Here is a 22,583-nt window from a genome sequence, read left to right as displayed (position 1 = left end):
GGCCGATGGCCCGCGATCCTTCCGGGGTCTTAGGACGGAGCCCCCTGTGCGTCGAGTGCGCAGGCGCCCCGTGCGTCACGAGGCGCGGGGCTTCGTGTCAGTGGCGAGCGCGCCGCGCGAGATGCGCGCCGACCTCGAACAGCGCCAGATCGAGGATGAGGCGCAAATGATTGCTGGCCTCTCCCGCCGCCTCGTCGAGCGCCTTGCGGGCATCGAGCAGGGACGCGGCCGCCCGGTCGAGGGGCGTGCGCGCTTCCGTATCAGCTTCCGCGAAGAAGCCGCCGCTCTCCTCGCGGCTTTCGGTGATGTCGATGAGGACACCCTTCGAGCGCACGGGGCGGCCACGCTGATCGTAATAGACACGGCCCCGGCTCAGGAGCCAGCGTATGCCCCGGTCGGGTGAGACGACACGGTATTCGGCGACGAACAGACCCCGGCCGGAGCGGGACCGCTTGACCGCTTCGAACAACCATTCCCGATCATCGGGATGAATGCCGATCATGGCCTCTTCGGCGTGCAGCGATTGTCCAGCCCGTTCGGGATCGAGGGCGAGGAGGTTCGCGGCGCCCCGGTCGTACCGGGCGCAGCGGCGCACCATGTCCCAATCCCACGTGCCGACGACACCCGAGGCGTCGAGAGCGGAGCGCAGATCGTCGAAAGACTCGAGGCTATCGCCATCCACCACGGTGGCCACGAGCGGTATCCCCTCAGTTCAAAACCATACTTTACGTCAGGGGATCGTTCCAGCGCCAAGTGGTAAACACCACCTTGAACATTGATAGCTACCCAATCGGAAACCGGACCGGCCCTATACTTTCAAACCAATACGGAGCTTTCTCCCGCCGAGCAACCTGCGCCTTTAGACAATTTTGGCGACAAGGGCGGGGCGGGGTGAGGGGTGCCCCCCTGTCAAGCCCTCCCGTGGCCACGGCGGCCCTCCACCAGCCACATGGCCAGTACGGCGGCGGCCAAGGCCGCGAGGGCGGCGAGGCCCAACGCCAGGGGATAGACCTCGACGCCGCGGATCGTGGCGCTGTCGCTCGGCCGGAAGCCGATCCAATCCCCACCGGAGAGGCGCCCGCCGCGAAGCACCTGCAGGCGCGGCACCTGCAGGGCACCCGACGCGTCGGACAGGCGCCGCACCGAGCCCCCCGACGCCTCGGAGACCGGCCGCAGGCGCTCGGTATCGCTGAACACGTCGGCGAGTTCACGCGGATTGGCGGGGCCGACGCTGACGAAGGCCACGAGGTTGCCCGAGCGCAGGGTGTGCAGGCCGAGGCTCGCAGCCTCGAAGGTGGCGGTGAACAGGCCGGGTTCGCTCGGCTTCAGCGTCAGGGTCGTGACCTTGCCGGTGGGGCCGGTGACGGTCACCGGCTCGGCGGTGTCGGCCATGGTCTGGCGCTCGACCCGGACCTCGCGCCCGCGCCCGGTCGTCTGGGCGCGCAGAGCCTCCTCTTCGAGGGCAGGCTCCTTCATCAGCCAATGGGCGAGGCGGCGGAGCAGATCGAGATAGGGGCCGCCATCCTGGTAGCCCCGGGCCCACAACCACGCATGGTCGGACAGGAGCAGCGCCACGCGGCCCTTGTCCTCCCGTGAGAGGGCGAGCAACGGCAAGCTGTCGGCTCCCGACAGGATCGGCTCGATGCCCGGCCGCAGGCGCGCCTGGACGATCCGCAACCAGTCGCCCCAGGCGGGCGGGGTCGCGTCCGAGCCCGGCAGGGAGCGGGTCACCGGGTGGCGGCGTCCGGTCTGAGTCGGCGTGGCTTTGTAAGGCCGCTCGACCACGCGACCGTCGGGATCGCCGGGCAGGATCCCCGCCAGCCGGGTACGGGCGAGGCTCGCTGCGCCGGCATATTCCGGCCCGGCCGCGATCAGGAGCGCCCCCCCCTCGCGGACATAGCGGACGATGTTGTCGAAATAGGCTTGCGGCAGCACGCTCTGGTTGGCGTAGCGGTCGAAGATGATGAGGTCGAAATCCTTGATCTTCTGAACGAACAATTCGCGCGTCGGGAAGGCGATGAGCGACAGTTCGGAGATGGGCGTGCCGTCCTGCTTCTCCGGCGGGCGCAGGATGGTGAAGTGCACGAGGTCGACATTGGCGTCCGACTTCAGCAGGTTGCGCCATGTGCGCTCGCCCTGGTGCGGCTCGCCCGAGACGAGGAGCACACGCAGCTTCTCGCGGATCCCCTCGATCGGCAGCACGGCGCGGTTGTTCACCGTCGTCAGCTCGTTCGGAAGCGGCTCGACCTCGATCTCGACGACGTTCTGGCCACCATGCTCGATCCGCGTGGAGAGATCGAAGGGTCGGCCGGTGGGCACGTCGCGCCGGTCGATCTCCTCGCCGTCGCGGCGGGTGACGACGACCGCATGGCCGGTGCCGCCGCGCTCCATCACCTCGGCGCGGATCTTCACATCCTTGCCGACAATGCCGAAGCGGGGCGCTTCGACGAGCTTGATCTGCCGGTCGCGCTCGTCGGCATGGCCGGTGACGAGAACGTGGAGCGGCGCCTTGATGCCGAGCTGCGCCAGCGAGTTCGGGATGTCGTGGACGACCCCGTCCGTCACCATGACGACACCGGCCAGGCGCTCGGGCGGGACATCGGCCAGCGCTTGGCCCAGAGCGGTGAAGAGCTTCGTGCCGTCATCGCCCTCCCCCGCATCGGGTACGTCGATGAAGCGCGGCTCGATCGTGGTGAGCGCGCCGAAGCGGCGCTGCAATTCGGCTCGCACCTGATCCGTCACCTGCGGCCGGTCGCCCAGGGCCTGCGAGGCAGACCGGTCGATCACCACCGCCGCGATGTCCTTCACCGGCTCCCGGTCCTCCCGGACGAGGGCCGGGTTGGTCAGCGCCGCGAGGACAAGCGCCAGCACGAGGGCGCGCAGCAGGGCCATGCGGCCCCGCGCCAGCACGGCCAGCACGGCCATCGCCAGCGCGACGGCGGCCAGGACCGCCAGGACGGGCCAGGGCAGAAGAGGCGTGAAGCTGAGGCTCAGCATGACGGCAGACCTTCCCTCGCCGTCTTTGCGAGCGCAGCGAAGCAATCCAGGGCGGCACCACGTTCGGAGGCGGCCCGTTGCCCTGGGTCGCTTCGCTGCGCTCGCGATGACGGCGTGAATGTCGAAGGGGTATCGATGCCGAACATCCTCACTGCCCCAGCCGCTCCAGCAGCGCGGGCACGTGGACCTGATCGGCCTTGTAGTTGCCGGTGAGCGTGTACATCACGATGTTGACGCCGCCCCGGAAGGCCATTTCCCGCTGGCGCTGGTCGCCCCCGGTGATCGGATAGAGCGGCTCGCCCCGGCGGCCGACCGCCCAGGCCGTGGCGAGGTCGTTGCTGGTGATGATGATCGGGCTCACCCCGTCGCCCGCGCGGGCGGGGCGGCGCTCGCCCCCCTCGGGAGCGGGGGGAAGCGCCTCGACCCAAGTCTGGCCGGTGGCGAAACGGCCGGGGAAGCTGTCAACGAGATAGAACGCCTTGGTCAGCACATGGTCGGCGGGCACAGGCTCCAGTTCCGGCACTTCGAGCGTGCCCAGCATCTTGCGCAGATAGATCGCCTCCGGCGTCGGCGGACTGCCGGGACGGCTGGTCAGGGCATCGCGCGTGTCGAAAAGGACCGTGCCGCCGTTCCGCATGAAGGCGTCGATCTTGCGGATCGCCGCCTCGGACGGCTGAGGCCGGTTCGGGGCGATCGGCCAGTAGATCAGCGGATAGAAGGCGAGTTCGTCCTTGGCGGGGTCGAGCCCCGCCGGTTCACCGGGTTCCAGGGCGGTGCGCGCGGCGAGCATCTGCGTCAGGCCCGCCAGCCCGGCGCGGCTCGCCTCGTCCACGGCCGCATCCCCCGTGACGATGTAGGCGAGCCGGGTGATGAGCGCCGATTCAATGCCGTTCGGCCGGTTGGCCGCCGCATCGGCCGCCCGCGCCTCGTGCAGCGGCACCGCACCCGCGAGCACGCCTGCGAGGAGGAGGGCCGCGGGCCGGGCACGAAGAGCGCGCAGGCGGCCCAGGAACCCGCCGAGCCACAGCCCGGCCAGGGTATCGAGCACGAGGAAGAGAAGGGCGGCGGTGAACAGGCCGGGACGCAGATCCACCGTGGCAGCGCCGGCCAGGGAGCCGAGGGAAGCCCCGGAGAGGGGCGCGAAATCGATCGGCGCCAGTCGGTCATCGGGCTTGAGGGCGTTCACGCTGATCCCTCCGTCAGGCGGGCCGTAGAAACCCGGCGGATGTTCCAGGCTCGCCCGGTCGGCGTAATCCGCCGGGACTGCGGTGGCGGCAGCGGGGGGTGAGCCGAGCGCCCCGAACCCGTCCAGCGTGACGCGGGGCGCGAGGACCGCGACCTTCGCCCGGTTCGCTCCGGCGCCCTGCTCCGGGTTGGCCTGACCGGCGCCGGCCAATGCCACCACCCGCCGGAGCATGTCGATGAACAGGCCGGAAAGCGGAAGGTTCGACCACGTGGTGTCGGCGGTGACATGGAACAGCACGATCCGCCCCTGCCCCCGCGTCTGCGCGGTGACGATGGGCGTGCCGTCCTGCAACGAAGCCCAGGTCTTGCCCGGAAGGTCGCCGTCGGGTTCCGCGAGGATCTGGCGGCGGACGCCGATATCGGCGGGCGGTGTCAGGCCCGCGAAGGGGCTTTCCGGCGGGAAGGGCGCGACGGTCTTGGGCGCGTCCCAGGACAGGGCGCCGCCGAGGTTGCGGCCGCCCCGGCGCAGGCGCACCGGCACCAGCGTATCGTGGCCCGCCGCGAGGCGCGGCCCGGCGAAGCGCAGGAGCAGCCCGCCCTCGTCCACGAACTTGTCGATCCGCCCGGCGGTCTTGTCGTCCAGAGCGCCGACATCGGCCAGGACCAGAACCGAGACCTGGTTGTCGAGGAGTTGGTTGATCGATTCCGACAGGCCCGCCGCGCCGCGCGCCTGCTGCACGTCGGCGAAGGGCTCCAGCGCACGGGAGAGATAATAGAGCGGCGCGAGGAGCGGCTGCGACTGGTCGAGGGTACCGCCGAAGACGAGGCCGACCCGCCGCCGCTTGCCGCGCTCGTCCACCAGCGAGACCGCCCCGGCGGACCGCTCGTTCGCCACCTCGATCCGGCTGATGCCGTTACGCAGTTCGGTCGGCATATCGAAGGCGACCTCCGTCCGCGTCGCATCGCCCGCGAAGGCGAAATCGCGCTCGGCCAGGGGCAGGCCCTTCTGGTCGAGGGCGCGGACCACCCCCGCATCCCTGCCGTTCGGCGCGGCGCGCAGGATCTGCGCGGACAGGCGCCCGCCCGTTTCCGAGACGGTCAGTGCGAGGGCGGGCGGCCTGTCGGCCTTGAGCACGCTGAGCGCGGCCCCGGCACCACCCGCAAGGTCGTTGAGCCCCTTCACGAAACGTTCGTCGCCGATACCCGCGACGCCATCGGCGATCCAGACGAGCCCCGCGCCGGGGTTCTTGTCGAGGAAGGCGCCGATGCCCTGGAGATGGGCGTCCCGCGTCGTCCAGTATGGTCGGGGCGCGATGGCCCGCAGCCGCTCGAGGGCGGCAGCCGGGGGCTTCGCCTCCACCACGGAGATGGGTTCGGCAAGGCCGACCACCGCGACGGCGCGCCCGTCGCGGGCCGCACCCTCGACGGTGTCAGTGGCGACGCGCATGCGGTCGCGCCAATCGTGCGCGGAGGTGAAACCGTTGTCGATCAGGACGAGGAGCGCCTTCTTGCCCCCGCCCGCCCCGATCCCGCCGGGACTCCAGACCGGCCCGGCCACCGCCAGGATCAGCGCCGCCGCGATCAGCAGGCGCAGGATCAGCAGCCAGGGCGGCGTCCGTGCCGGGGTCTGGCGCTGCGGGATGAGGTCCGCGACGAGCTTCAGCGGCGGGAAGTCGATCCGCTTCGGGCGCGGCGGCGTGACCCGCAGGAGGATCCACAGCGCGGGCAAGCCGATCAGGGCGGCGAGCGCGAGGGGCGCGGCGAAGGTGAAGCCGAGCATGAGTGCCTCAGCCGCCGCGGGCGATGACGAGGGTGGCCAACCGCAGGGCCGCCTCGCTGGCGGGCCGGTCGGTGCGGTGGAGTGTCAGTGTCCAGCCGGCCGCGCGGGCAATCTCCCGCAGCCTGTCCCGGTGGGCGGCGATCCGCGTCCGGTAGCGTTCGCCCCAGGCCCCGGCATCGCCGATATCGAGGGAAGGTCCCCCTTCGAGATCGTGCAGCACCGCCTGCCCCGTGAACGGGAAGGTCTCCTCCACCGGATCCGCGATCATCAGGAGATGCCCTCGGCTGCCCGCTGCCGAGAGGCTGGCGAGCGAGGCCGCGATCCGCTCGGGCGGCGTGAGGAAGTCGCCGATCAGCACCACCTCATCGAACCGGGCGGGCTGCGCCTCTGGCGGCAGATCCCGGTCGAGCCCGGCATGATCGGCCACGAGGGCCTGGGCCATGTGCTCGACGATGCCCCGCGAGGCCCGCGCCCGGGTGAGGCCGAGGAGCCCGACGCGCTCACCGCCATCCACGAAGGCGTCCGCCAGGGCGAGTCCGAGCACCAGGGCACGCTCCACCTTGGAGGCGCCCGCGAGATCGGACGAGAAGCCCATGGAGGCGGACCGGTCGATCCAGAACCAGATGTTGTGCGCCGCCTCCCATTCGCGCTCGCGGACATAGAGCCGGTCGTCGCGGGCCGAACGGCGCCAGTCGACGCGGGCGGCGGCCTCGCCGGTCACGAAGGGGCGGAACTGCCAGAAGCTCTCGCCCGGCCCGGCGCGCCGACGGCCGTGCAGGCCATGGGCGAGGAGGCTCGACACACGCCGCGCTTCCAGCACGAGACGGGGCATCGTGGCGGCGAGCGCCGCCGCACCCTCGGTTTCGCGACGGCCCGGACGGCGGGTGCCCGCATCGAGGGCCTGGGTGGCGACCAAGGTCAGAGCTTCTCCGCGAGCTTGGCGATCAAGCCCTCGATGGTCTCGCCGTCGGCGCGGGCGGCGTAACTCAGCGCCATGCGGTGCTTCAGCACCGGCTCGGCCAATGCCTTCACGTCGGCGACCGAGGGCGCGACGCGGCCCTCGATCAGCGCGCGGGCGCGGGCGGCGAGCGTCAACGCCTGGCTGGCGCGGGGGCCGGGCCCCCAGAGCAGCTTGTCCTTCACGAGCGGGTCGCCGCCATGGGGGCGGGCAGCGCGCACGAGATCGAGGATCGCCTCCACCACCGCCTCGCCCACCGGCAGGCGGCGCACGAGGCGCTGCGCGGTCATCAGCTGGTCGGTCGACATCACCGCGACGGGGCGGTGCTCCTCGGCGCCCGTGGTCTCGATGAGGATGCGCCGCTCGGCCGCCCGGTCCGGGTAGCCGACATCGATTTCGAGGAGGAAACGATCGAGCTGGGCTTCCGGCAGGGGATAGGTACCTTCCTGCTCGATCGGGTTCTGCGTGGCGAGCACGTGGAACGGCCGCGGCAGATCGTGCCGCTCGCCCGCCACGGAGACGTGCCCCTCCTGCATCGCCTGGAGCAGGGCGGATTGGGTGCGCGGGCTCGCGCGGTTGATCTCGTCCGCCATGAGCAGTTGCGTGAAGACCGGGCCCTTCACGAAGCGGAAGGCGCGGCGGCGATCGGCATCCTCTTCCAGGATCTCGGTGCCGAGGATGTCCGAGGGCATCAGGTCCGGGGTGAACTGCACCCGGCGGGCATCGAGGCCGAGCACGGTGCCCAGCGTCTCCACGAGCTTGGTCTTGGCGAGGCCGGGAAGGCCGACGAGCAGGCCGTGGCCACCGGACAGGATCGTCACCAGGGCGAGGTCGACGACCTTCTCCTGCCCGAAGATGACCCCATGGATCGCCTCGCGGGCCTGTCCGACCGCCTCCAGACAACTTTCGGCTGTCGCAACGATGCCGTCATCGAGGCTGGTGGCAGGGCTGGTGGCCTGACTCATGCCGTTATCCGTCTCCTGGGAGCGCCGCGGACAGGCATCCGCGGAAGGGGAAGAGTGTGAGCCCCCTTAGGAGGGCTGGCAAGGTCGGGATCGCCGCACGGTTGCGCAGCCTCGCCAGCCCCACCGAAACGGAGCTAGGCCTTGACGTCCCGTCCCTCGGTGAATTCCCGCCACAGGAGCACCAGGGCCGCCATCACCGCCGGGCCGAGGAACAGGCCGAGCAGGCCGAAGGATTCGACGCCGCCGAGGATGCCGAGGAGCACCCAGAGGAAGGGCAGCTTGGTGGTGCCGCCGATCAGCGCCGGGCGGATGAAGTGGTCCGCCACGAAGGTGACGACGAGGCCCGCCACCGCGACGATGATCGCGGCCTTCATCGCGCCCGCCGCCACGAGAAGCAGCGCCGCGATGCCGATGGCGACCGCCGCGCCGAACGGAATCATCGCGGCCACCGCCGTGAAGGCGCCGAGCAGCACCGGATGCGGCACGCCCGCGAAGTAATAGACGATGCCGAGGATCACGCCCTCGCCGAGCCCCACGAGGACGAGCCCATCGACGGTGCCGTGCACCGAAGCGACCATCTGCCGCCCGACCCGCTCGCCGCGCGGCCCGAACATCCGGTCGCAGGCGGCGAGCGCCTGCCGCCGGATCGTGTCGCGGTCGCGGAACAGGAAGAACAGGGCGACGAGGCTGAAGCCGAACAGCACGATCCGGTGAACCACCTCCCTGCCGACGTTGCGCGAGGCGCCGAGCACCTTGCCGTTGTCGAAGCGGTGCAGGATCTCCGAACCCGCCTGGGCATGGCCGAGATTGTCGTTCCACCACGCGATGGCCTGCGCCGAGCCGTAGGGCAGGTGCGAGAGGAATTCGGGCGCGGGAATGCCGCTCTCCTCCGCCTTCCGGACGAATTCGGCGACGTCGTGCGCTTCACGGGCCGCCTGGACGCCGAGGACGACGAGGGGCGCCAGAAAGACGAGCGCCACGGCGAGCACCGCCAGCGTCGGGAGAACGATGGTGTGTCCGCCCGGCGGAAACCGCCGCTCGATCCGCTCGTAGAGCGGCCCGAGGGCAATGGCGAGCACCACCGCCCAGGCTAGAGCGGGCAGGAATTCCCGCAGGATGTAGACCCCGAGCGCCCCGAGCGCGAGCACGAGGAACACACGGGCCGCCCCTTGCGACTTGGCCCGCTCGACCGGCGGGAGGACCGACGGATCGGGCCGCGCCTCGGCCAGGGCGCGGGCGGGCGGTACGGGCCGCTCGAAACCGGGATAGAGGGTCGAGGGGGGCTGCGGCTTCATCCGCCTTCTCCGATTCGGATCGTGGCCCGATTCGGCCGCAGCCGGACGTAGCCGTATCTCGCCGCAGATAGGATTGCGTTGCCATTCGGCCACCGCGACCGGCCGGTGGCTGACCGGCTCGTGATCGCGCCTTGCTGGCCAAACCCCTTTTCTCGTCGCGGTTGCCGCACCGGAACCCCTCGTGTAGAGGTCGCGACCATCCGTCGGCGCCGTGCGACGGGCCCGGTCGCCCGGTCCCGCCGTCCGCGCCTCATGGCAGCGAGGGAAAAGGTGCCGGTCTCCGGCGCGAAGGGGCTCCCGCCGCCGAACCGGAATTCGCTCAGAGCCCACGAGAAGACATGTCCGACGATTCCGCCCACGGCAGCGCGACCTTCCAGCGCGTGGCCGACATCATCGCCGAGACGGCCGACATCGAGCGGGACAAGATCACTCCCGAAAGCCACGCGATCGACGACCTCGGCATCGACAGCCTCGCCTTCCTCGACATCGCCTTTGCGGTCGACAAGGCGTTCGGCATCAAGCTGCCGTTGGAGCGGTGGACGCAGGAGGTCAACGAGGGCAAGGTCCCGGCCGAGCAGTACTTCGTGCTGAAGAACCTCTGCGCCCGAATCGACGCCCTGGTCGCCGAGAAGGCCGCCAAGGTCTGATCGGTTCTCGATCCGACGCGCCCGCCCGCCATGCGCCTTGAATATTTCGAGATGATCGACGCCGTGACACGGCTCGATCTGCAAGCCGGTACGATCGAAGCGTCGGCCAAGGTGCCGGATGCGAGCCCGGTCTTCGAAGGACACTTCCCCGGCCACCCTCTGGTGCCGGGCGTGCTCCTGACCGAGACCATGGCCCAGGCCTCGGGCTACCTCATCCTCGCCCATCTCGGCTTCGAGCGGATGCCGTTCCTGACCGGCGTCGACAAGGCTCGCTTCCGCAGCTTCGTCGGCCCGAGCGCCGCCCTGACGGTGACCGCCAAGCTCGAGCATGACGGCTCCGGCTACGCGGTGACGAAGGCGGCGATCACCCATGAGGGCAAGGCGCTCTGCGACGCGGAACTGCGCTTCCGCACCATGCCCTTCCCGGACGGCCTCGACGCGCCGATGCGCGAGCGGGCGAAGAGCAGCGGCCTCCTCGACCTTGCCGGTCTCGGCCGGGGAGAGACAAAGTGAGCCGTCCCGTCCTCGTCACCGGAATCGGCCTCGTCTCCTGCGCAGGCGAAGGGCCGGAGGCGCATCTCGCCGCTCTCGCCTCAGGCGCGGTGCCGCGCACGGACGCGCAGAGCTTCGCGCCCTACCCCGTCCACCCGGCCCCCGCCATCGCCTGGGACCGGCAGATTCCGAAGAAGAGCGACCAGCGCCAGATGGAGGCGTGGCAGCGCCTCGGTGTCTACGCCGCCGGGCTCGCCCTCGAGGCGGCCGGGGTGAAGGAAGACGCTGCCTTCAAGCAGGCGCTGCACCTCGTCGTGGCCGCGGGCGGCGGCGAGCGCGATTACGCGGCCGATGGTGCCATCCTGACCGGTTTGCGCGATGCGCTGGAGCCCGGCGCCTTCCTCAACGAGCGCCTTCAGAACGACCTGCGGCCGACCCTCTTCCTGGCGCAGCTCTCCAACCTGCTTGCAGGCAACATCGCCATCGTCCACGGCGTCACGGGCGCCTCTCGCACCTTCATGGGCGAGGAGGCGGCGGGCGTCGATGCCCTGCGCATCGCCCGGGCGCGGATCGCCTCCGGCCAGAACGAGGCGATGCTGGTCGGCGGCTCCTACAGCGCCGAACGGCCGGATGCGCTGCTCGTCCATGCCATGGGAGGCTTCGCGAAGCAGGGCGATTACGCGCCGGTCTTCGATCGCGCAGCGCCGGGCGGCTTCATCCTGGCGAGTTGCGCCGCTTTCCTGTTGCTCGAATCCGCCGACCACGCGCAAGCGCGCGGTGCCAAGGCCCTCGCCCGACTGGACGAGGTCGCGAGCGGACGCGGCGCCCGTGAGCCCGGCAGCGTGGCGCAGTCCCTGGCGGCCCGGTGGAAGGAGGCCGCGCCCTCCAGCCCCGACGCAGTGATCTCGGGCGCAACCGGCGTCGCGCCCATCACCGCCGAGGAAGCCGAGACCCTCGGCCGCCTCGCCCCCGAAGCAAGGGTCCACGCCCTCGGCGATCTGGTCGGTCACGGCCTCGAAGTCGCCGCTCCGTTCGGCGCGGCCCTGGCGGCGGCGCTGATCGCGGAAGGCAGGGCTGGCGAGGTCGCCGTCACGACGGTGGGGCACCGCCGCGGTGAAGGCGTCATGCGGCTTTCCCGGGCCTGAACGCCCTAACGCCGCCGCAGCCGGATATAGAGCGCGCCCTCGCCGCCATGGTGGCGAGCTGCTTCCTCGAAGCCCAGCACGATGCCGCGCAACTCCGGGCCGCGCAGCCAATGCGGCACGCTCCGGCGCAGCACCCCGCGCTCGCGATAGGGATCCGCATAGGCTTCCCCCCCCTTGCCGGTGACGACGAGGACGTAGCCGTGTCCCGCTGCCCGCGCCCGCAGGAGGAAACCGGTGAGCGCCGCATGCGCCTCGGATTGAATCATGCCGTGGAGATCGAGCCGCGCCTCGATGGCGACGCGCCCGCGCTTCAGGGCGAGGCGCGCCTGCCGTTCCAGCCCCGCCGTCGGGACCGGATGCTGCGGTGGCGCCTGGTAGGGCGCGGCCGTGGCGACGCGCGGCGGCGGCGGCACGAATTTCGGCGGCGTGCGCAGGTTGGCCCCCGCCTTGCGGTCAGCGGGGGAGTTCGGACGCGACGGCGCGGCCAAGGGGCCGGGTCCACGCTCGGGCATGCGCGGGGCGGCGACAGGCGGTCCCTGTTCCGCCTCAGGGATCGCGGTGCGGCCCCGCAGCGGCGTGAAACGCTTGGCGACCTCGCGCCACAGGTGGCTTTCCCCGGGCGACAGACCACGCGGGCGGCGCGGCGGCTTCACAACCCACCTCCGCGCTTCGGCAGGAGGACGACGAAGCCGACCGCATCGCGCAGGTTGCCGGCGGCGACACCGGCATCCACGCCACTGCCAACGAACAGGTCTCCCCGCGCCGGGCCGACGATGGCCGAGCCCGTATCGGCAGCGATGGTGAGGCGGCCACGCTCGCTCTCACCCGCACCGGGCAGACGCCCTTCCAGCCAGAACGGCAACCCATAGCGCCACAGATTGCTATCGACCGCGAGGCCGATGCCGGGACTGAGCGGAGCCCTGGCCGCGCCCGGCGGCCCCAGATGGGGCTCCTCGACCTCCGCCTGCCGGAAGAAGATGTAGGACGCATTCTGGCGGATCAGCCGACGCGCCTCGTCCGGGTGATCGCGGAGCCATCCCGTCCAACGGGCGAGGGTCAGCCCTTCGAGGGGTAGGTGCCCCTCCTGCACGATCAGCTTCGCCACCGCCGTGTAGGGGCGCCCGTTGCGCCCGTCATAGAGTGCCCGCACCACGCGCCCGTCGGGCAGGCGGATCCGGCCCGAACCCTGGACCTGAAGCACCAAGAGATCGACACGGTCGCGCAGCCATAGGATCGGCTCCGCCTTGGCCCCGAGCGCCCCATCCTCGATGGCGGCCCGGTCGGGATAGGGGGAGCGGCTTCCGAGATCCTCCGGCCGGGCGAGGAGCGGCGCGGTGAAGTCCGGCCCCGGCTCCAGCGAACCCGGCAGTTCCGGCTCGAAATAGCCGGTCAGGAAGCCCGGCCGCCCATCGGGGCGCACGACGCGATAGGCCGAGAAGGATGAGCGGAAGAACCCGGCGGCTCCCTCGGGTGGAACGGTCAGAGACTTCGCACAGGCCGCGATGAGGTCGGCGACATTCCCGGCAACGGACGCCTGGCGGTGCGCCGAGATCGGCGCGGCACAGACCCGGCGGAAGGCAACGAGCGCGCCCGCCGGATCGGCCCCCGGAAAGCCCGGCAGGGCGGCGAAGGCGACCGGTTCGAGCCGCGCGCCGCCGACAGTGAGGGGCGCCGGAGCGGCGCGAACGGCCGAAAGGCCGGTCAGCAGCAGGGCTGCGGCGAGGGCAGCCGGAGCGAAGCCGGAGCGGGCACGCGAAGGTCGCACGTCACGAAAGGGTCAGGCACCGGCCTCGGTCGCGACGAGTTGCCAGTTCGGATCCCGCGAGCCGAGGGTGCGGGCGAAGGTCCACACATCGGGCACCTCGACCACGGTCTCGGCGCTGCCGTCCACCACCTTGCCGTCCGCATTGCGGGTGGCGGTGATGAGGTTCGAGAGGAAGCGGACGGTGACGTGGGCCACGCGGTTACGCACGTCCACGGCGACGATCTCGGCCCGGTCGATGGAGACGAAGGTGGTCTCCAGGGTCTGCCGATTGCGCTCGCGCTCGGCGATGGCGCGCTCGAACGCCTCGCCGACCTCCTTGGACAGCAGGGTCCGCAGGGTCTTCCGGTCGCCCTTCGCGAAGGCGATCATGATCGCCTCGTAGGCGACCTTGGCGCCCTCGATGAAGGAGCGGGGCTCGAAGGAGGGCTCGACCTGCACCACGGCCTCGAGGCCGCGCGCGACCTCGGAGCCCGGCTCGGCGATACCGCGCCAATCGCGGGGGGCCGGAGCCGGGGTCGGCTGCACCACCCGGTCGGCACCGGGCAGGCGCACGACGTTGTCGCGCTCCCCGCCACGGCCTTGGGGTTCCGTGCGGCTGCGCTCCACGGGCTTGAACGGCGAGCGTTCTGCGCCGGTCTTCTGACCCAGCACAGACCGCAGCCGCCAGATGACGAAGACGGCAAGCGCCAGGAAGATGATCGTCGTTAAGTCGAAACCGTCCTGCATCACCGATCCGATCGCGGCCGTCCGCGCGTTTGCTGCCCCGCGCGACTGGGCCCTGCCGTAGCGCGCCGTTCCCCAACCCTTATCTGACCAACGCGCTCGGATCGAGCCGGTTGTTCAACGCTTCGTGTCTCAGCTGCGGCCAACGCGCGCCATCACACGTAGAATGGCCGGATATCACCGCAATGCTGCGTCGCTTGTCCGTTCCCTGCGGGCGTGTTAGCCGCGCCGACATTCGGGCCTTCTAGGCCCGTGGAACGACACACCTCCGCCGTCCGCGCCGGACGCCTGATCGAGAAGGAAGTATCCGATGGCCGACTCCCCGGCAGCGAACGGCAACGGCGGCGGCATGCCGCAGGGCGCCCCCACCATCAACGCCCTCGCCCAGTACGTGAAGGACCTGTCCTTCGAAAACCCGCACGCGCCGCGTTCCCTTCAGCCGAAGGAAGGCGCCTCGCCGCAGATCAACATCCAGGTGAACGTCAACGCCTCGCAGCTCAGCGAGACGGATTTCGAGGTCGAGCTGACCCTCGAAGGCGACGCGAAGATGGACAACGAGGTGCTGTTCGCCTTCGACGTGAAGTACGCGGGCATCTTCCGCATGCTCAACATCCCGGAGGATCAGATGCATCCGGCCGTGATGATCGAGTGCCCGCGCCTGCTCTTCCCGTTCGGCCGCCAGATCGTGGCCGAGGCGGTGCGCAACGGCGGCTTCCCGCCCCTGTACATCGACCCGATCGATTTCGTCAGCCTGTACCGTCAGAAGATGATGGAGCAGCAGGGCGCCACGGGTCCGCTGGCCTCCTAAAGTTTGAGGCCCGTCCTCCGGGGCGGGCCTCTTTACCGCGGGCGGGAAGCTTGACCGCACCGTTCGGGCGGCCCATGCGGGCGCCCTCACGGTACCCGGACAGCATGGCCCCCACCGCCCACCTTTCCCTGATCAACCTCTTCATCGGCGACATCCAGGGAGGGCTCGGTCCCTTCCTCGGCACGTGGCTCGCGCAATCGGCGCAATGGAGCCCGGCGCGGGTCGGACTCGTCGTCACCCTCGTAGGGTTCTGCACCCTCTTCCTGAGCGGGCCGTTTGGCGCCCTGGTCGATCGTGTCCATCGCCCCCGCCTGCTGATCGCCTCGGCCTGTGCCGCGATCCTCGCGGGCACGCTGCTCCTCCTGCCTGCGCGTAGCTTCTTCGCCGTCTTCACCGCGCAGCTTCTCGCGGCGGCGGGCGGGACGCTGCTGCTCCCCGCCGTGGCCGCGCTGACCCTCGGCATCGTCGGCAAGGACGGTTTCCCGAAGCAGCAGGGCCGCAACCAAGCCTTCAACCATATCGGCATCCTGGTGGCGGCAGGTGTCATCGGCTTCGGCACGTCCTTCGGACCGGCCATCGCCTTCTACGTCCTCGGCGGCATGGCGCTGGCGGCCATCGTCGCAACGGTGACGACCCCCGCCAACGCCTGGAACAAGCGCCGTGCCGTGGGCTGGAAGGAGGATGACGAGCAAGAGCCGGAGCGTAGCGGCATTCGGCAGGTGCTCGGCAATCGCCGCCTGCTGGTGCTCACCTTGGGGCTGACTCTGTTCAACCTCGGCAATGGCGGGATGCTGACCCTCCTCGGTCAGAAGCTTGTCGCCACCTCCGGGGACGCGACGGTCTGGACGGCTCGCTACGTCATGGTGGCGCAACTGGTCATGGTACCGGTCGCCCTGTTCGCGGGCTCCCTCGCCGACCGGCGGGGGCGTCGTCTGCTTCTGATGGTCGCCTTCGCCGTCCTGCCGGTGCGGGCGGTCATGTCCGGCTTGATCGACGATCCGTGGTGGCTCATCGGCGCAGAGGTATTGGATGGCATCGCCTCTGGCATCGTCGGCGTCGCCGTGCCGGTGATCGTCGCGGACCTGACCTGGGGGTCAGGCCGCACTCAGACGGCTCTGGGCAGCGTCAACGCGGTGCAGGGCGTCGGCGGCGCGCTGTCGGGATGGTATGGCGGCGTCGCCTATGCCTGGTTCGGATGGACCGGGGCCTTCTTCGCCCTGGGCGTCCCCGCTCTCATCGCCTTGGGTCTCGTGATCTGGCTCGATGCCACGCCTGAGCCCGGCCGCCGTCGCCGCCGTCGTGAGCGTCGCGAATCCCGGGCGAAGCAGCCCGCCTGACCACGAAAAAGCCCGGCCGCAGGGGCCGGGCTTTTTCATTCTCACTTCGCAGGAGGATCAGCCGACGTAGGGGCTGCCCGTCTCGGCAGGGAACCGGTCGGCAAGGGCACGACGGAGCTTCTCCAGGGCGCGATTCTCGATCTGGCGAACGCGCTCCTTCGAGATGCCGAGCCGCTGGCCCAGGGCTTCCAAGGTCGCCTGGTCCTCGGCGAGACGGCGCTCCCGTAGGATCCGCAACTCGCGCTCCGAAAGGACACCGAGCGCCTGATGGAGCCAGCCGAGACGGCGCTCGCCGTCGACGGCCGCGCCGACGGTCTCATCCGGCAGGGCCGCACCGTCCACGAGGAAATCCATCCGCTCGGAGGCCGCGTCGCCATCCTCGCCCACGGGGGCGTTGAGCGACATGTCCGGGCCGGACAGACGGGCGTCCATCAACGCGACGTCATCGCGCGAGACGCCGATGGCGCTAGCGATCCGGCGATGGATCTCGTCACCGACATGCTCCTCGGTCGATTGCATCAACCGCGCGCGGAGCCGACGCAGGTTGAAGAAAAGCGCCTTCTGGGCAGAGGACGTTCCGCCGCGCACGATGGACCAGTTGCGCAGGATGTAGTCCTGGATCGACGCCCGGATCCACCACGTGGCGTAGGTGGAGAAGCGGACGTCCCTCTCCGGCTCGAAGCGGGCCGCCGCCTCCATCAAGCCGACATGGCCCTCTTGGACGAGGTCCGCCATGGGCAGGCCGTAGTGACGAAAACGCCCCGCCAAAGCGATGACGAGGCGCATGTGAGCAGAGATCAGACGGTGCAGGGCGCGCTCGTCGCGCCGGTCCTTCCAGCGGACTGCGAGGTCACGCTCCTCTTCCCGGGCGAGGAAGGGCGCTTCCATCGCGCTCCGGATGAATTGTCGACGAATGCCAGCGATCTCCGCCATCCCGCCTGCCTCTCATAACCGAGTGCTTATGCGGCACCGGTCCCATGATCCGGCGCGTGTGGCGCTGCAAAACGAGCAACGCCAAGCGACCGGTAACGGAGGCACGAACGCGAAAGTTCCGCCCCCCGCTGCGTTAAAAATGCAGGGCAGGACGAAAAAGCCGGTCAACTTCTCGACAAATGGGTCGCGACGCGCCGCTTTCCAGAGTCGGATAGCAAGTCCAGGGGGAAAAATGACGCGGCACGCAATTTTTACCTGAAAAGAAAAAAGCCCGGCCAACTCGGCCGGGCTCTTGTTTCACTGAGTTTTACCTCGGATCGCGAGGGCGAAGCGGCTCAGGCCGCCTCCTCCTGGATGTCGTCGCCCTCACCTTCGCCTTCACCCTCGCTCTCGGCTTCCGCCTCGGCCTTGGCACGGCGCGGCGACTTGGCGAGGCTCTGCTCGATGAGCTTCAGGGCTTCGGTCTCGGTGATGCGGTTGACCGACGAGATCTCGCGAACGATCCGGTCCAGGGCCGCCTCGTAGAGCTGGCGCTCGCTGTAGGACTGCTCGGGCTGGGCCTCGGAGCGGAACAGGTCGCGGACCACCTCCGTCACGGCGAGCAGATCGCCCGAATTGATCTTGGCCTCGTACTCTTGAGCGCGACGCGACCACATGGTGCGCTTCACGCGGGCGCGGCCGGTCAGCACGTCGAGGGCCTTCTTCACCACCTCCGGCTCGGCGAGCTTGCGCATACCGACGGAGTTGGCCTTCGCGGTCGGGACGCGGAGGACCATCTTGTCCTTCTCGAAGGATACGACGAACAGCTCAAGCTTGTATCCGGCGATCTCCTGTTCCTCGATCGCGGTGATGCGACCGACACCGTGGGCCGGGTAAACGACGGCCTCGCCGGTCTTGAAGCCTTGCCGGCCTGCGGTCGTCTTCTTGGCTGTGGTCATGCGAGAAGGGCCTCCACACTGACGCGCGACGCGGGGTAACGCCCCGCGCGAAAAGCTGATCCCGGGCGGACGACACCCGGTCGGATCGCGGATACCCGCCTCCACGCCGATAGGCGCAAGTTTCGGGATACCCGTGAAGCCGGGCACGCGACATTGCACTCCGCCGGGGGAACCCGGCGGCCGAACACAAACAGCCCCATGGAGGGAAGTGCGTTTCGGCGCGGAGTAGGCACGTCTGACGCGAGCGACGGCAGGCAGATTGTGTATCACAATCCGCGCCGGAATCAAAGCTCGCTGGAAGGCACGCGCGGGCTCGAAGCACCGCCGTGAGAGGTTTTACACCGACACGCCAGCACGCCTAGGGTGCCAGCGCAGGGCAGGTCTTCGCAGAGCGCAGGACCCAGGAAGGATGAAACGCGATGTCCTTCCGCGGGCGATCCGCCGGCCACGACCGGCGGCGAGCCCGGACGTCCGTCTCAATCGCCCTTGCCGGCGTTCGGCGAGAAGTGGGCCTCCAGCTTTCCGGACACCCCATCCCACTCCTTGGCGTCGGCGGGGGCATCCTTCTTCTGCGTGATGTTGGGCCAGCTCTTCGCGTAATCCGCGTTGAGCTTCAGCCACGTCTCGAGGCTTGACTCGGTGTCGGGCTTGATCGCCTCGGCCGGGCACTCGGGCTCGCAGACGCCGCAATCGATGCACTCATCCGGATGGATGACGAGCATGTTCTCGCCCTCGTAGAAGCAGTCCACCGGACAGACTTCCACGCAGTCCATGTACTTGCACTTAATGCAGTTTTCGGTGACGACGTAGGTCATCGGTTATCTTGGTCCTCAAGTCCCGCATCTTCCGGACGGGGCCGTGCGGCCCGCGCGTCCGGTGGCTGCGCTGGTGCGCAGGCGTTGTTGTGAACGGCTCTAGACCCTGCCTTTCGCACTGACAAGCGCGACGGCGCCGCTCCCTCAGGTGGAAGACCACCTGTGGCAGAGCCTCATCACCCTGCCTCTCCGGATAACAGCTCGTAGAGACCTTTCGCCTCCTCGGAAGGCCCGCGCCGCAAGCCGAGGTCGATGACCCTCACGGCCAGGGTGGCGTGCTGAGCTGCGACCGTTACGACATCCCCGAGGCCGATCGCCTTAGCCGGGTTGTCCGAGCGGGTTCCGTTCACCCGGACATAGCCATCGCTCACCAACCGGGCGGCGAGGGTCCGCGTGCGGGCGAAGCGCGCGAACCACAGCCATTTGTCGAGGCGCTGGCGATCATCACGCATCGCGCCTCCCGCCGGTCAACGCTTGCCGCCGTCGCCGGATTCGAGCTGCGCCTTCAGGGCGGCGAGCTTGGCGAAGGGCGAATCGGGATCGGGCGCACGCTCACGCCGGGGCGGCCGCTGGTCGGGACGAGGCCCGCCGTGACGCTCCTGCCGGGGATCGTGGCGGCCCTCGCCGCGATGCTCCGGACGCCGGTCGGGACGTCCCTCGTCGCGGCGGCGATCCGGACGCCCCCCCTCAGGCCGGTCGCGGCGGGGACCGTCGCGCCGATCCTCGCGGCCCTGACCTTCCGCCCGGCGAGGCTGATCGGAGGCGCCCTGCGGGCCACCCTCGCGCCGACCACCACGCGGACGATTGTTCGGACGGGCATTGGCCGGGCGCTGATGACGCTGAAGCCGCCAGACCTCGACGGGCGCAACCTCGGGGGCGGTGGAAGGCTCGCCTTCGACGGCGGCGTCTTCGCTCACGGTCTGGCCAGCATCCTGACCAGCGTCTTCGCCGACATCTTGGCCGACATCTTGGCCAGCGATCTCCTCGGCCGAGGCCTCCTGAGCCACCGGCGGCTCGGTCGCGGCGGCGACTTCCTCCGCCCCCGGCTCGGCAGCAGGCTCCTCGGCAGCGGCTTCGGGACCCGTCTCGGGCGCAACGGGGCTCTCCGCCTCGGCGACGAGGGCGTCGGCCTCCGGCGCGACCGTATCGTCCTCAGCCTGTACGGGCTCGTCCACCGGCTCCGTACCGACCTCCGCCGTCCCGGCCTCACCCTCCGGGGCGGCTTCGGCGGCGGTTTCGTCCGTCGGCTCGGCGACGGCGGGCTTGGCCGGCACGGTCGGGGCGGCGGCGAGGAGCGGCACGGTGATGGCCGGGCCGGGGCGCGATTCGTTGGCGTAGCCCAGCGACTTCAGGATCGAGGCGAAATCCTCACCCGAGCAGCCGACCAGCGAGGTCATGCCGACGGTGGCGACGAAGGCATCGCCGTCGGCGGTGCCCTCGGGCGGGGCGCCCGGCGTGGTACCGGGGCGGTAGGCGATGGCCGGGCGGATCAGGTCGGCGAGGCGTTCGAGGATATCGACACGCACCGCCCGCTCGCCGCAGACGCGGAAACCGGCGGCCCGGTAGAGGCCCTTGGCGATCTCCTTGTCGACCTTGATCGAGGTGCGGCCGGACCCCGCGAGATGGGCGATCTCATCGAGACCGCGCTGGTCGAGGCCGCCGTTGCGCAGCGCCCAGAGCTGGGCGGCCAGCGTGCGCGGCGCGGGCTTCAGCAAGGCGGGCAGGAAGATGTGATAGGCGCCGAAACGCACGCCGTGGCGACGCAGGGCGGCGCGGCCGTCCTGATCGAGGCTGCGCATCTCGTGCGCCACCTTCGAGCGCTCCAGCACGCCGAGCGATTCGACCACCTGATAGCCGATGCCCTTGGCCAGACCGGTAAGGTCCGCCGCCGTCTCGATCTCCATGAGCGGCCCGAGCAGGCGCGTCACATGCGCCTTCAGCCATGCATCGAGCCGGGCCTGGACCTTTTCGCGGCCAGCGGTGTCGAGGCTGTCATCGGCGAGGACGCGGACCTGCGGGGCGAACAACTTGTCGCCCGGCAGGAGACGCCCGACGGGCGCGCCGGTCCAGCGGATCGTTCCATCATGCGAGAGCACGAGGGTCGAATCGGCGGTGGACGAGAACCGCTCGGCGCGGGCCTCGAATTCGCTGGCGAGCGCCTTCTCGGCTGCGCTGCGGAGCGTCTTGGCCTCATGGCCTTCGGCGCTCGCATCGGGCACGAACAGGAAGCCGTTGAGCTGGCCGACATGCTGACCCTCGACGGTCACATCCCCGTCGGGGGTAATCTGGGCTTCGAGCATCGTGTTCTCTCGTAGGCGTCGCATCAGGACGCTGGTGCGCCGGTCAACGAAGCGGCTCGCAAGGCGTTCGTGGAGGGCGTCCGACAGCCTGTCCTCTACCCGACGCGTTTCGCCCTGCCAATGTTCGGGATCACGAAGCCAATCTGGCCGGTTCGCGACGAAGGTCCAGGTCCGACCCTGCGCGATCCGCCGGGACAGGGTGTCGATGTCGCCGTCCGTCCGGTCGATCGAGGCCACGTGCTCGGCGAACCATTGGTCCGGAATGCGCCCAGCCATGCCCTTCATCAGGAAGCGGTAGAGCTGCGCGACGAGGTCCGCATGAACCTGCGGATGCACCTTGCGGTAATCGGGCACGCCGCAGACATCCCACAGGCGGCGCACGGAGGATGGGCCGCGCGCCATGTCGCGGATGTCCTCCTCCCGCATCAGGATTTCCAGCGCCTGCTGGTCCTCGCCCATCGGCGCCCGGGTCAGGCCCGCCTCGCGGGGGTGCTCATCGAGGCTCGCCTGAAGGGCCTCCAGGCTGGCGAAGGAGAGATCCGGGTTGCGCCATTGCAGGATGCGCAGCGGGTCGAAATCGTGGTGCTCCAGCCGCTCGACCAATTCCGCCTCGAAGGGCGGGCAGCGGCCGGTGGAGCCGAACGTGCCGTCGGATAGGTGGCGCCCGGCCCGACCCGCGATCTGGCCCATCTCGGCCGGTGTCAGGCGACGGAAACGGGTGCCGTCGTATTTCCAGTTGGCGGCGAAGGCGACGTGATCGACATCGAGGTTCAGGCCCATCCCCACCGCATCGGTGGCGACGAGGTAATCGACGTCGCCGCTCTGGTAGAGTTCGACCTGGCTGTTGCGGGTCCGGGGCGAGAGCGCCCCCAGCACCACCGCCGCCCCACCACGCTGACGGCGGATCAACTCCGCGATCGCGTAGACCTCCTCCGCCGAGAAGGCGACGATGGCGGTGCGCCGGGGCAGGCGCGAGAGCTTCTTCTCACCCGCGAAGGTCAGGCTCGACAGGCGCGGCCGGGTGGTGGTGTGGACGTTCGGAATCAGGTCCTGCACTAGTGGCAGGATGGTCGAAGAGCCGATGAGAAGCGTCTCTTCCCGGCCCCGCACATAGAGCAGCCGGTCGGTGAAGACGTGGCCGCGATCCATGTCGGCGGCGAGCTGAATCTCGTCGATCGCCACGAAGGCCACGTCGAGATCGCGCGGCATCGCTTCGATGGTGCAGATCCAGTAGCGCGGACGATCCGGCTTGATCTTCTCTTCGCCGGTGACGAGGGCGACCTTCTCCGGGCCGACCTTGGCGACGACGCGCAGATACACCTCGCGGGCGAGCAGCCGCAGGGGCAGCCCGATCATGCCGGTCGGGTGCGCGAGCATCCGCTCGATGGCGAGATGCGTCTTGCCGGTATTGGTCGGCCCCAGAACGGCGGTCACGCCACGGGCGCGGGCGTCGCGTTTCAGGGAGCGCAGAGCGGGGCGAAGAAGGGCGTCGATGATCGG

At 69.9% G+C, this 22,583-nt stretch carries 19 protein-coding genes; 5 read left to right on the top strand and 14 right to left on the bottom strand.

All coding sequences use genetic code 11. The features are described from left to right. Window positions 1-97 precede the first annotated feature (97 nt). The 6 genes from J4O73_RS09340 to J4O73_RS09315 form a co-directional block, all read right to left on the bottom strand. The gene (locus J4O73_RS09340; RefSeq protein WP_426216649.1) at window positions 98-694 is read right to left on the bottom strand and encodes a PAS domain-containing protein; all 597 of its coding nucleotides are present in this window, start codon (window positions 692-694) and stop codon (window positions 98-100) included. A 215-nt stretch (window positions 695-909) separates the two neighbouring features. Further along, on the bottom strand, window positions 910-2,997 hold the full coding sequence (locus J4O73_RS09335; RefSeq protein ID WP_426216647.1) for a hypothetical protein: 2,088 nt from the start codon (window positions 2,995-2,997) through the stop codon (window positions 910-912). A 148-nt stretch (window positions 2,998-3,145) separates the two neighbouring features. After that, window positions 3,146-5,962 carry a DUF4159 domain-containing protein gene (locus tag J4O73_RS09330; protein ID WP_426216645.1) on the bottom strand — a complete coding sequence of 939 codons (2,817 nt, stop codon included), beginning with the start codon at window positions 5,960-5,962 and terminating at the stop codon, window positions 3,146-3,148. A 7-nt stretch (window positions 5,963-5,969) separates the two neighbouring features. Then, window positions 5,970-6,878, bottom strand: a complete 909-nt coding sequence (locus J4O73_RS09325) for a DUF58 domain-containing protein (RefSeq protein WP_426216643.1) — start codon at window positions 6,876-6,878, stop codon at window positions 5,970-5,972. A 2-nt stretch (window positions 6,879-6,880) separates the two neighbouring features. Beyond that, window positions 6,881-7,885, bottom strand: a complete 1,005-nt coding sequence (locus J4O73_RS09320) for an AAA family ATPase (RefSeq protein WP_426216641.1) — start codon at window positions 7,883-7,885, stop codon at window positions 6,881-6,883. Window positions 7,886-8,019: 134 nt separating this feature from the next. Continuing rightward, the gene (locus J4O73_RS09315; RefSeq protein WP_426216640.1) at window positions 8,020-9,180 is read right to left on the bottom strand and encodes an AI-2E family transporter; all 1,161 of its coding nucleotides are present in this window, start codon (window positions 9,178-9,180) and stop codon (window positions 8,020-8,022) included. 338 nt (window positions 9,181-9,518) lie between these two features. On the opposite strand from J4O73_RS09315, the gene J4O73_RS09310 reads away from it, so the two are divergent. From J4O73_RS09310 to J4O73_RS09300, 3 genes are read left to right on the top strand one after another with little or no spacing between them, the layout of a single operon-like run. Then, window positions 9,519-9,827 carry an acyl carrier protein gene (locus tag J4O73_RS09310; RefSeq protein ID WP_378967208.1) on the top strand — a complete coding sequence of 103 codons (309 nt, stop codon included), beginning with the start codon at window positions 9,519-9,521 and terminating at the stop codon, window positions 9,825-9,827. Between the two features lie 30 nt (window positions 9,828-9,857). Beyond that, a complete protein-coding gene (locus J4O73_RS09305) occupies window positions 9,858-10,340 on the top strand; it encodes a 3-hydroxyacyl-ACP dehydratase FabZ family protein (RefSeq protein WP_378967210.1) in 483 nt (160 codons plus the stop codon). Beyond that, on the top strand, window positions 10,337-11,464 hold the full coding sequence (locus J4O73_RS09300; protein ID WP_426216637.1) for a beta-ketoacyl-ACP synthase: 1,128 nt from the start codon (window positions 10,337-10,339) through the stop codon (window positions 11,462-11,464). The genes J4O73_RS09305 and J4O73_RS09300 overlap by 4 nt, the downstream gene beginning before the upstream one ends. Window positions 11,465-11,469: 5 nt before the next feature. Here J4O73_RS09300 and J4O73_RS09295 read toward each other — a convergent pair whose 3' ends face one another. From J4O73_RS09295 to J4O73_RS09285, 3 genes are read right to left on the bottom strand one after another with little or no spacing between them, the layout of a single operon-like run. Then, window positions 11,470-12,117, bottom strand: coding sequence for a Smr/MutS family protein (locus tag J4O73_RS09295; protein ID WP_426216635.1), 648 nt, complete (start codon window positions 12,115-12,117; stop codon window positions 11,470-11,472). Then, complete coding sequence (mltA, locus tag J4O73_RS09290; RefSeq protein WP_426216634.1) at window positions 12,114-13,229, bottom strand: murein transglycosylase A; 1,116 nt, start codon at window positions 13,227-13,229, stop codon at window positions 12,114-12,116. Before mltA ends, J4O73_RS09295 begins: the two co-directional genes overlap by 4 nt. Before the next feature lie 12 nt (window positions 13,230-13,241). Continuing rightward, window positions 13,242-13,955, bottom strand: a complete 714-nt coding sequence (locus J4O73_RS09285; protein ID WP_378967218.1) for a Tim44/TimA family putative adaptor protein — start codon at window positions 13,953-13,955, stop codon at window positions 13,242-13,244. A gap of 307 nt (window positions 13,956-14,262) precedes the next feature. On the opposite strand from J4O73_RS09285, the gene secB reads away from it, so the two are divergent. Then, on the top strand, window positions 14,263-14,760 hold the full coding sequence (gene secB, locus J4O73_RS09280) for a protein-export chaperone SecB (RefSeq protein ID WP_378967220.1): 498 nt from the start codon (window positions 14,263-14,265) through the stop codon (window positions 14,758-14,760). Window positions 14,761-14,864: 104 nt separating this feature from the next. Further along, window positions 14,865-16,097, top strand: coding sequence for an MFS transporter (locus tag J4O73_RS09275; RefSeq protein ID WP_426216631.1), 1,233 nt, complete (start codon window positions 14,865-14,867; stop codon window positions 16,095-16,097). Window positions 16,098-16,154: 57 nt separating this feature from the next. Here J4O73_RS09275 and J4O73_RS09270 read toward each other — a convergent pair whose 3' ends face one another. The 5 genes from J4O73_RS09270 to J4O73_RS09250 all read right to left on the bottom strand — a co-directional run bounded on the left by J4O73_RS09270 (window position 16,155) and on the right by J4O73_RS09250 (window position 22,517). Further along, window positions 16,155-17,030 (bottom strand): RNA polymerase factor sigma-32, encoded by an 876-nt coding sequence (locus J4O73_RS09270; RefSeq protein ID WP_426216629.1) that lies wholly within the window; start codon window positions 17,028-17,030, stop codon window positions 16,155-16,157. Window positions 17,031-17,365: 335 nt separating this feature from the next. Then, window positions 17,366-17,968 (bottom strand): CarD family transcriptional regulator, encoded by a 603-nt coding sequence (locus J4O73_RS09265; protein WP_426216627.1) that lies wholly within the window; start codon window positions 17,966-17,968, stop codon window positions 17,366-17,368. Window positions 17,969-18,444: 476 nt separating this feature from the next. Next, complete coding sequence (gene fdxA, locus J4O73_RS09260; RefSeq protein ID WP_378967228.1) at window positions 18,445-18,783, bottom strand: ferredoxin FdxA; 339 nt, start codon at window positions 18,781-18,783, stop codon at window positions 18,445-18,447. Between the two features lie 176 nt (window positions 18,784-18,959). Continuing rightward, on the bottom strand, window positions 18,960-19,235 hold the full coding sequence (locus J4O73_RS09255; protein ID WP_426216626.1) for an RNA-binding S4 domain-containing protein: 276 nt from the start codon (window positions 19,233-19,235) through the stop codon (window positions 18,960-18,962). Between the two features lie 15 nt (window positions 19,236-19,250). After that, window positions 19,251-22,517, bottom strand: coding sequence for a helicase-related protein (locus tag J4O73_RS09250; protein WP_426216624.1), 3,267 nt, complete (start codon window positions 22,515-22,517; stop codon window positions 19,251-19,253). Window positions 22,518-22,583 lie beyond the last annotated feature (66 nt).

This window comes from Methylobacterium sp. NFXW15 (genome assembly GCF_049887755.1).
Classification (GTDB): Bacteria; Pseudomonadota; Alphaproteobacteria; order Rhizobiales; family Beijerinckiaceae; genus Methylobacterium.
This window is presented reverse-complemented; position numbering and strand designations above follow the sequence as displayed.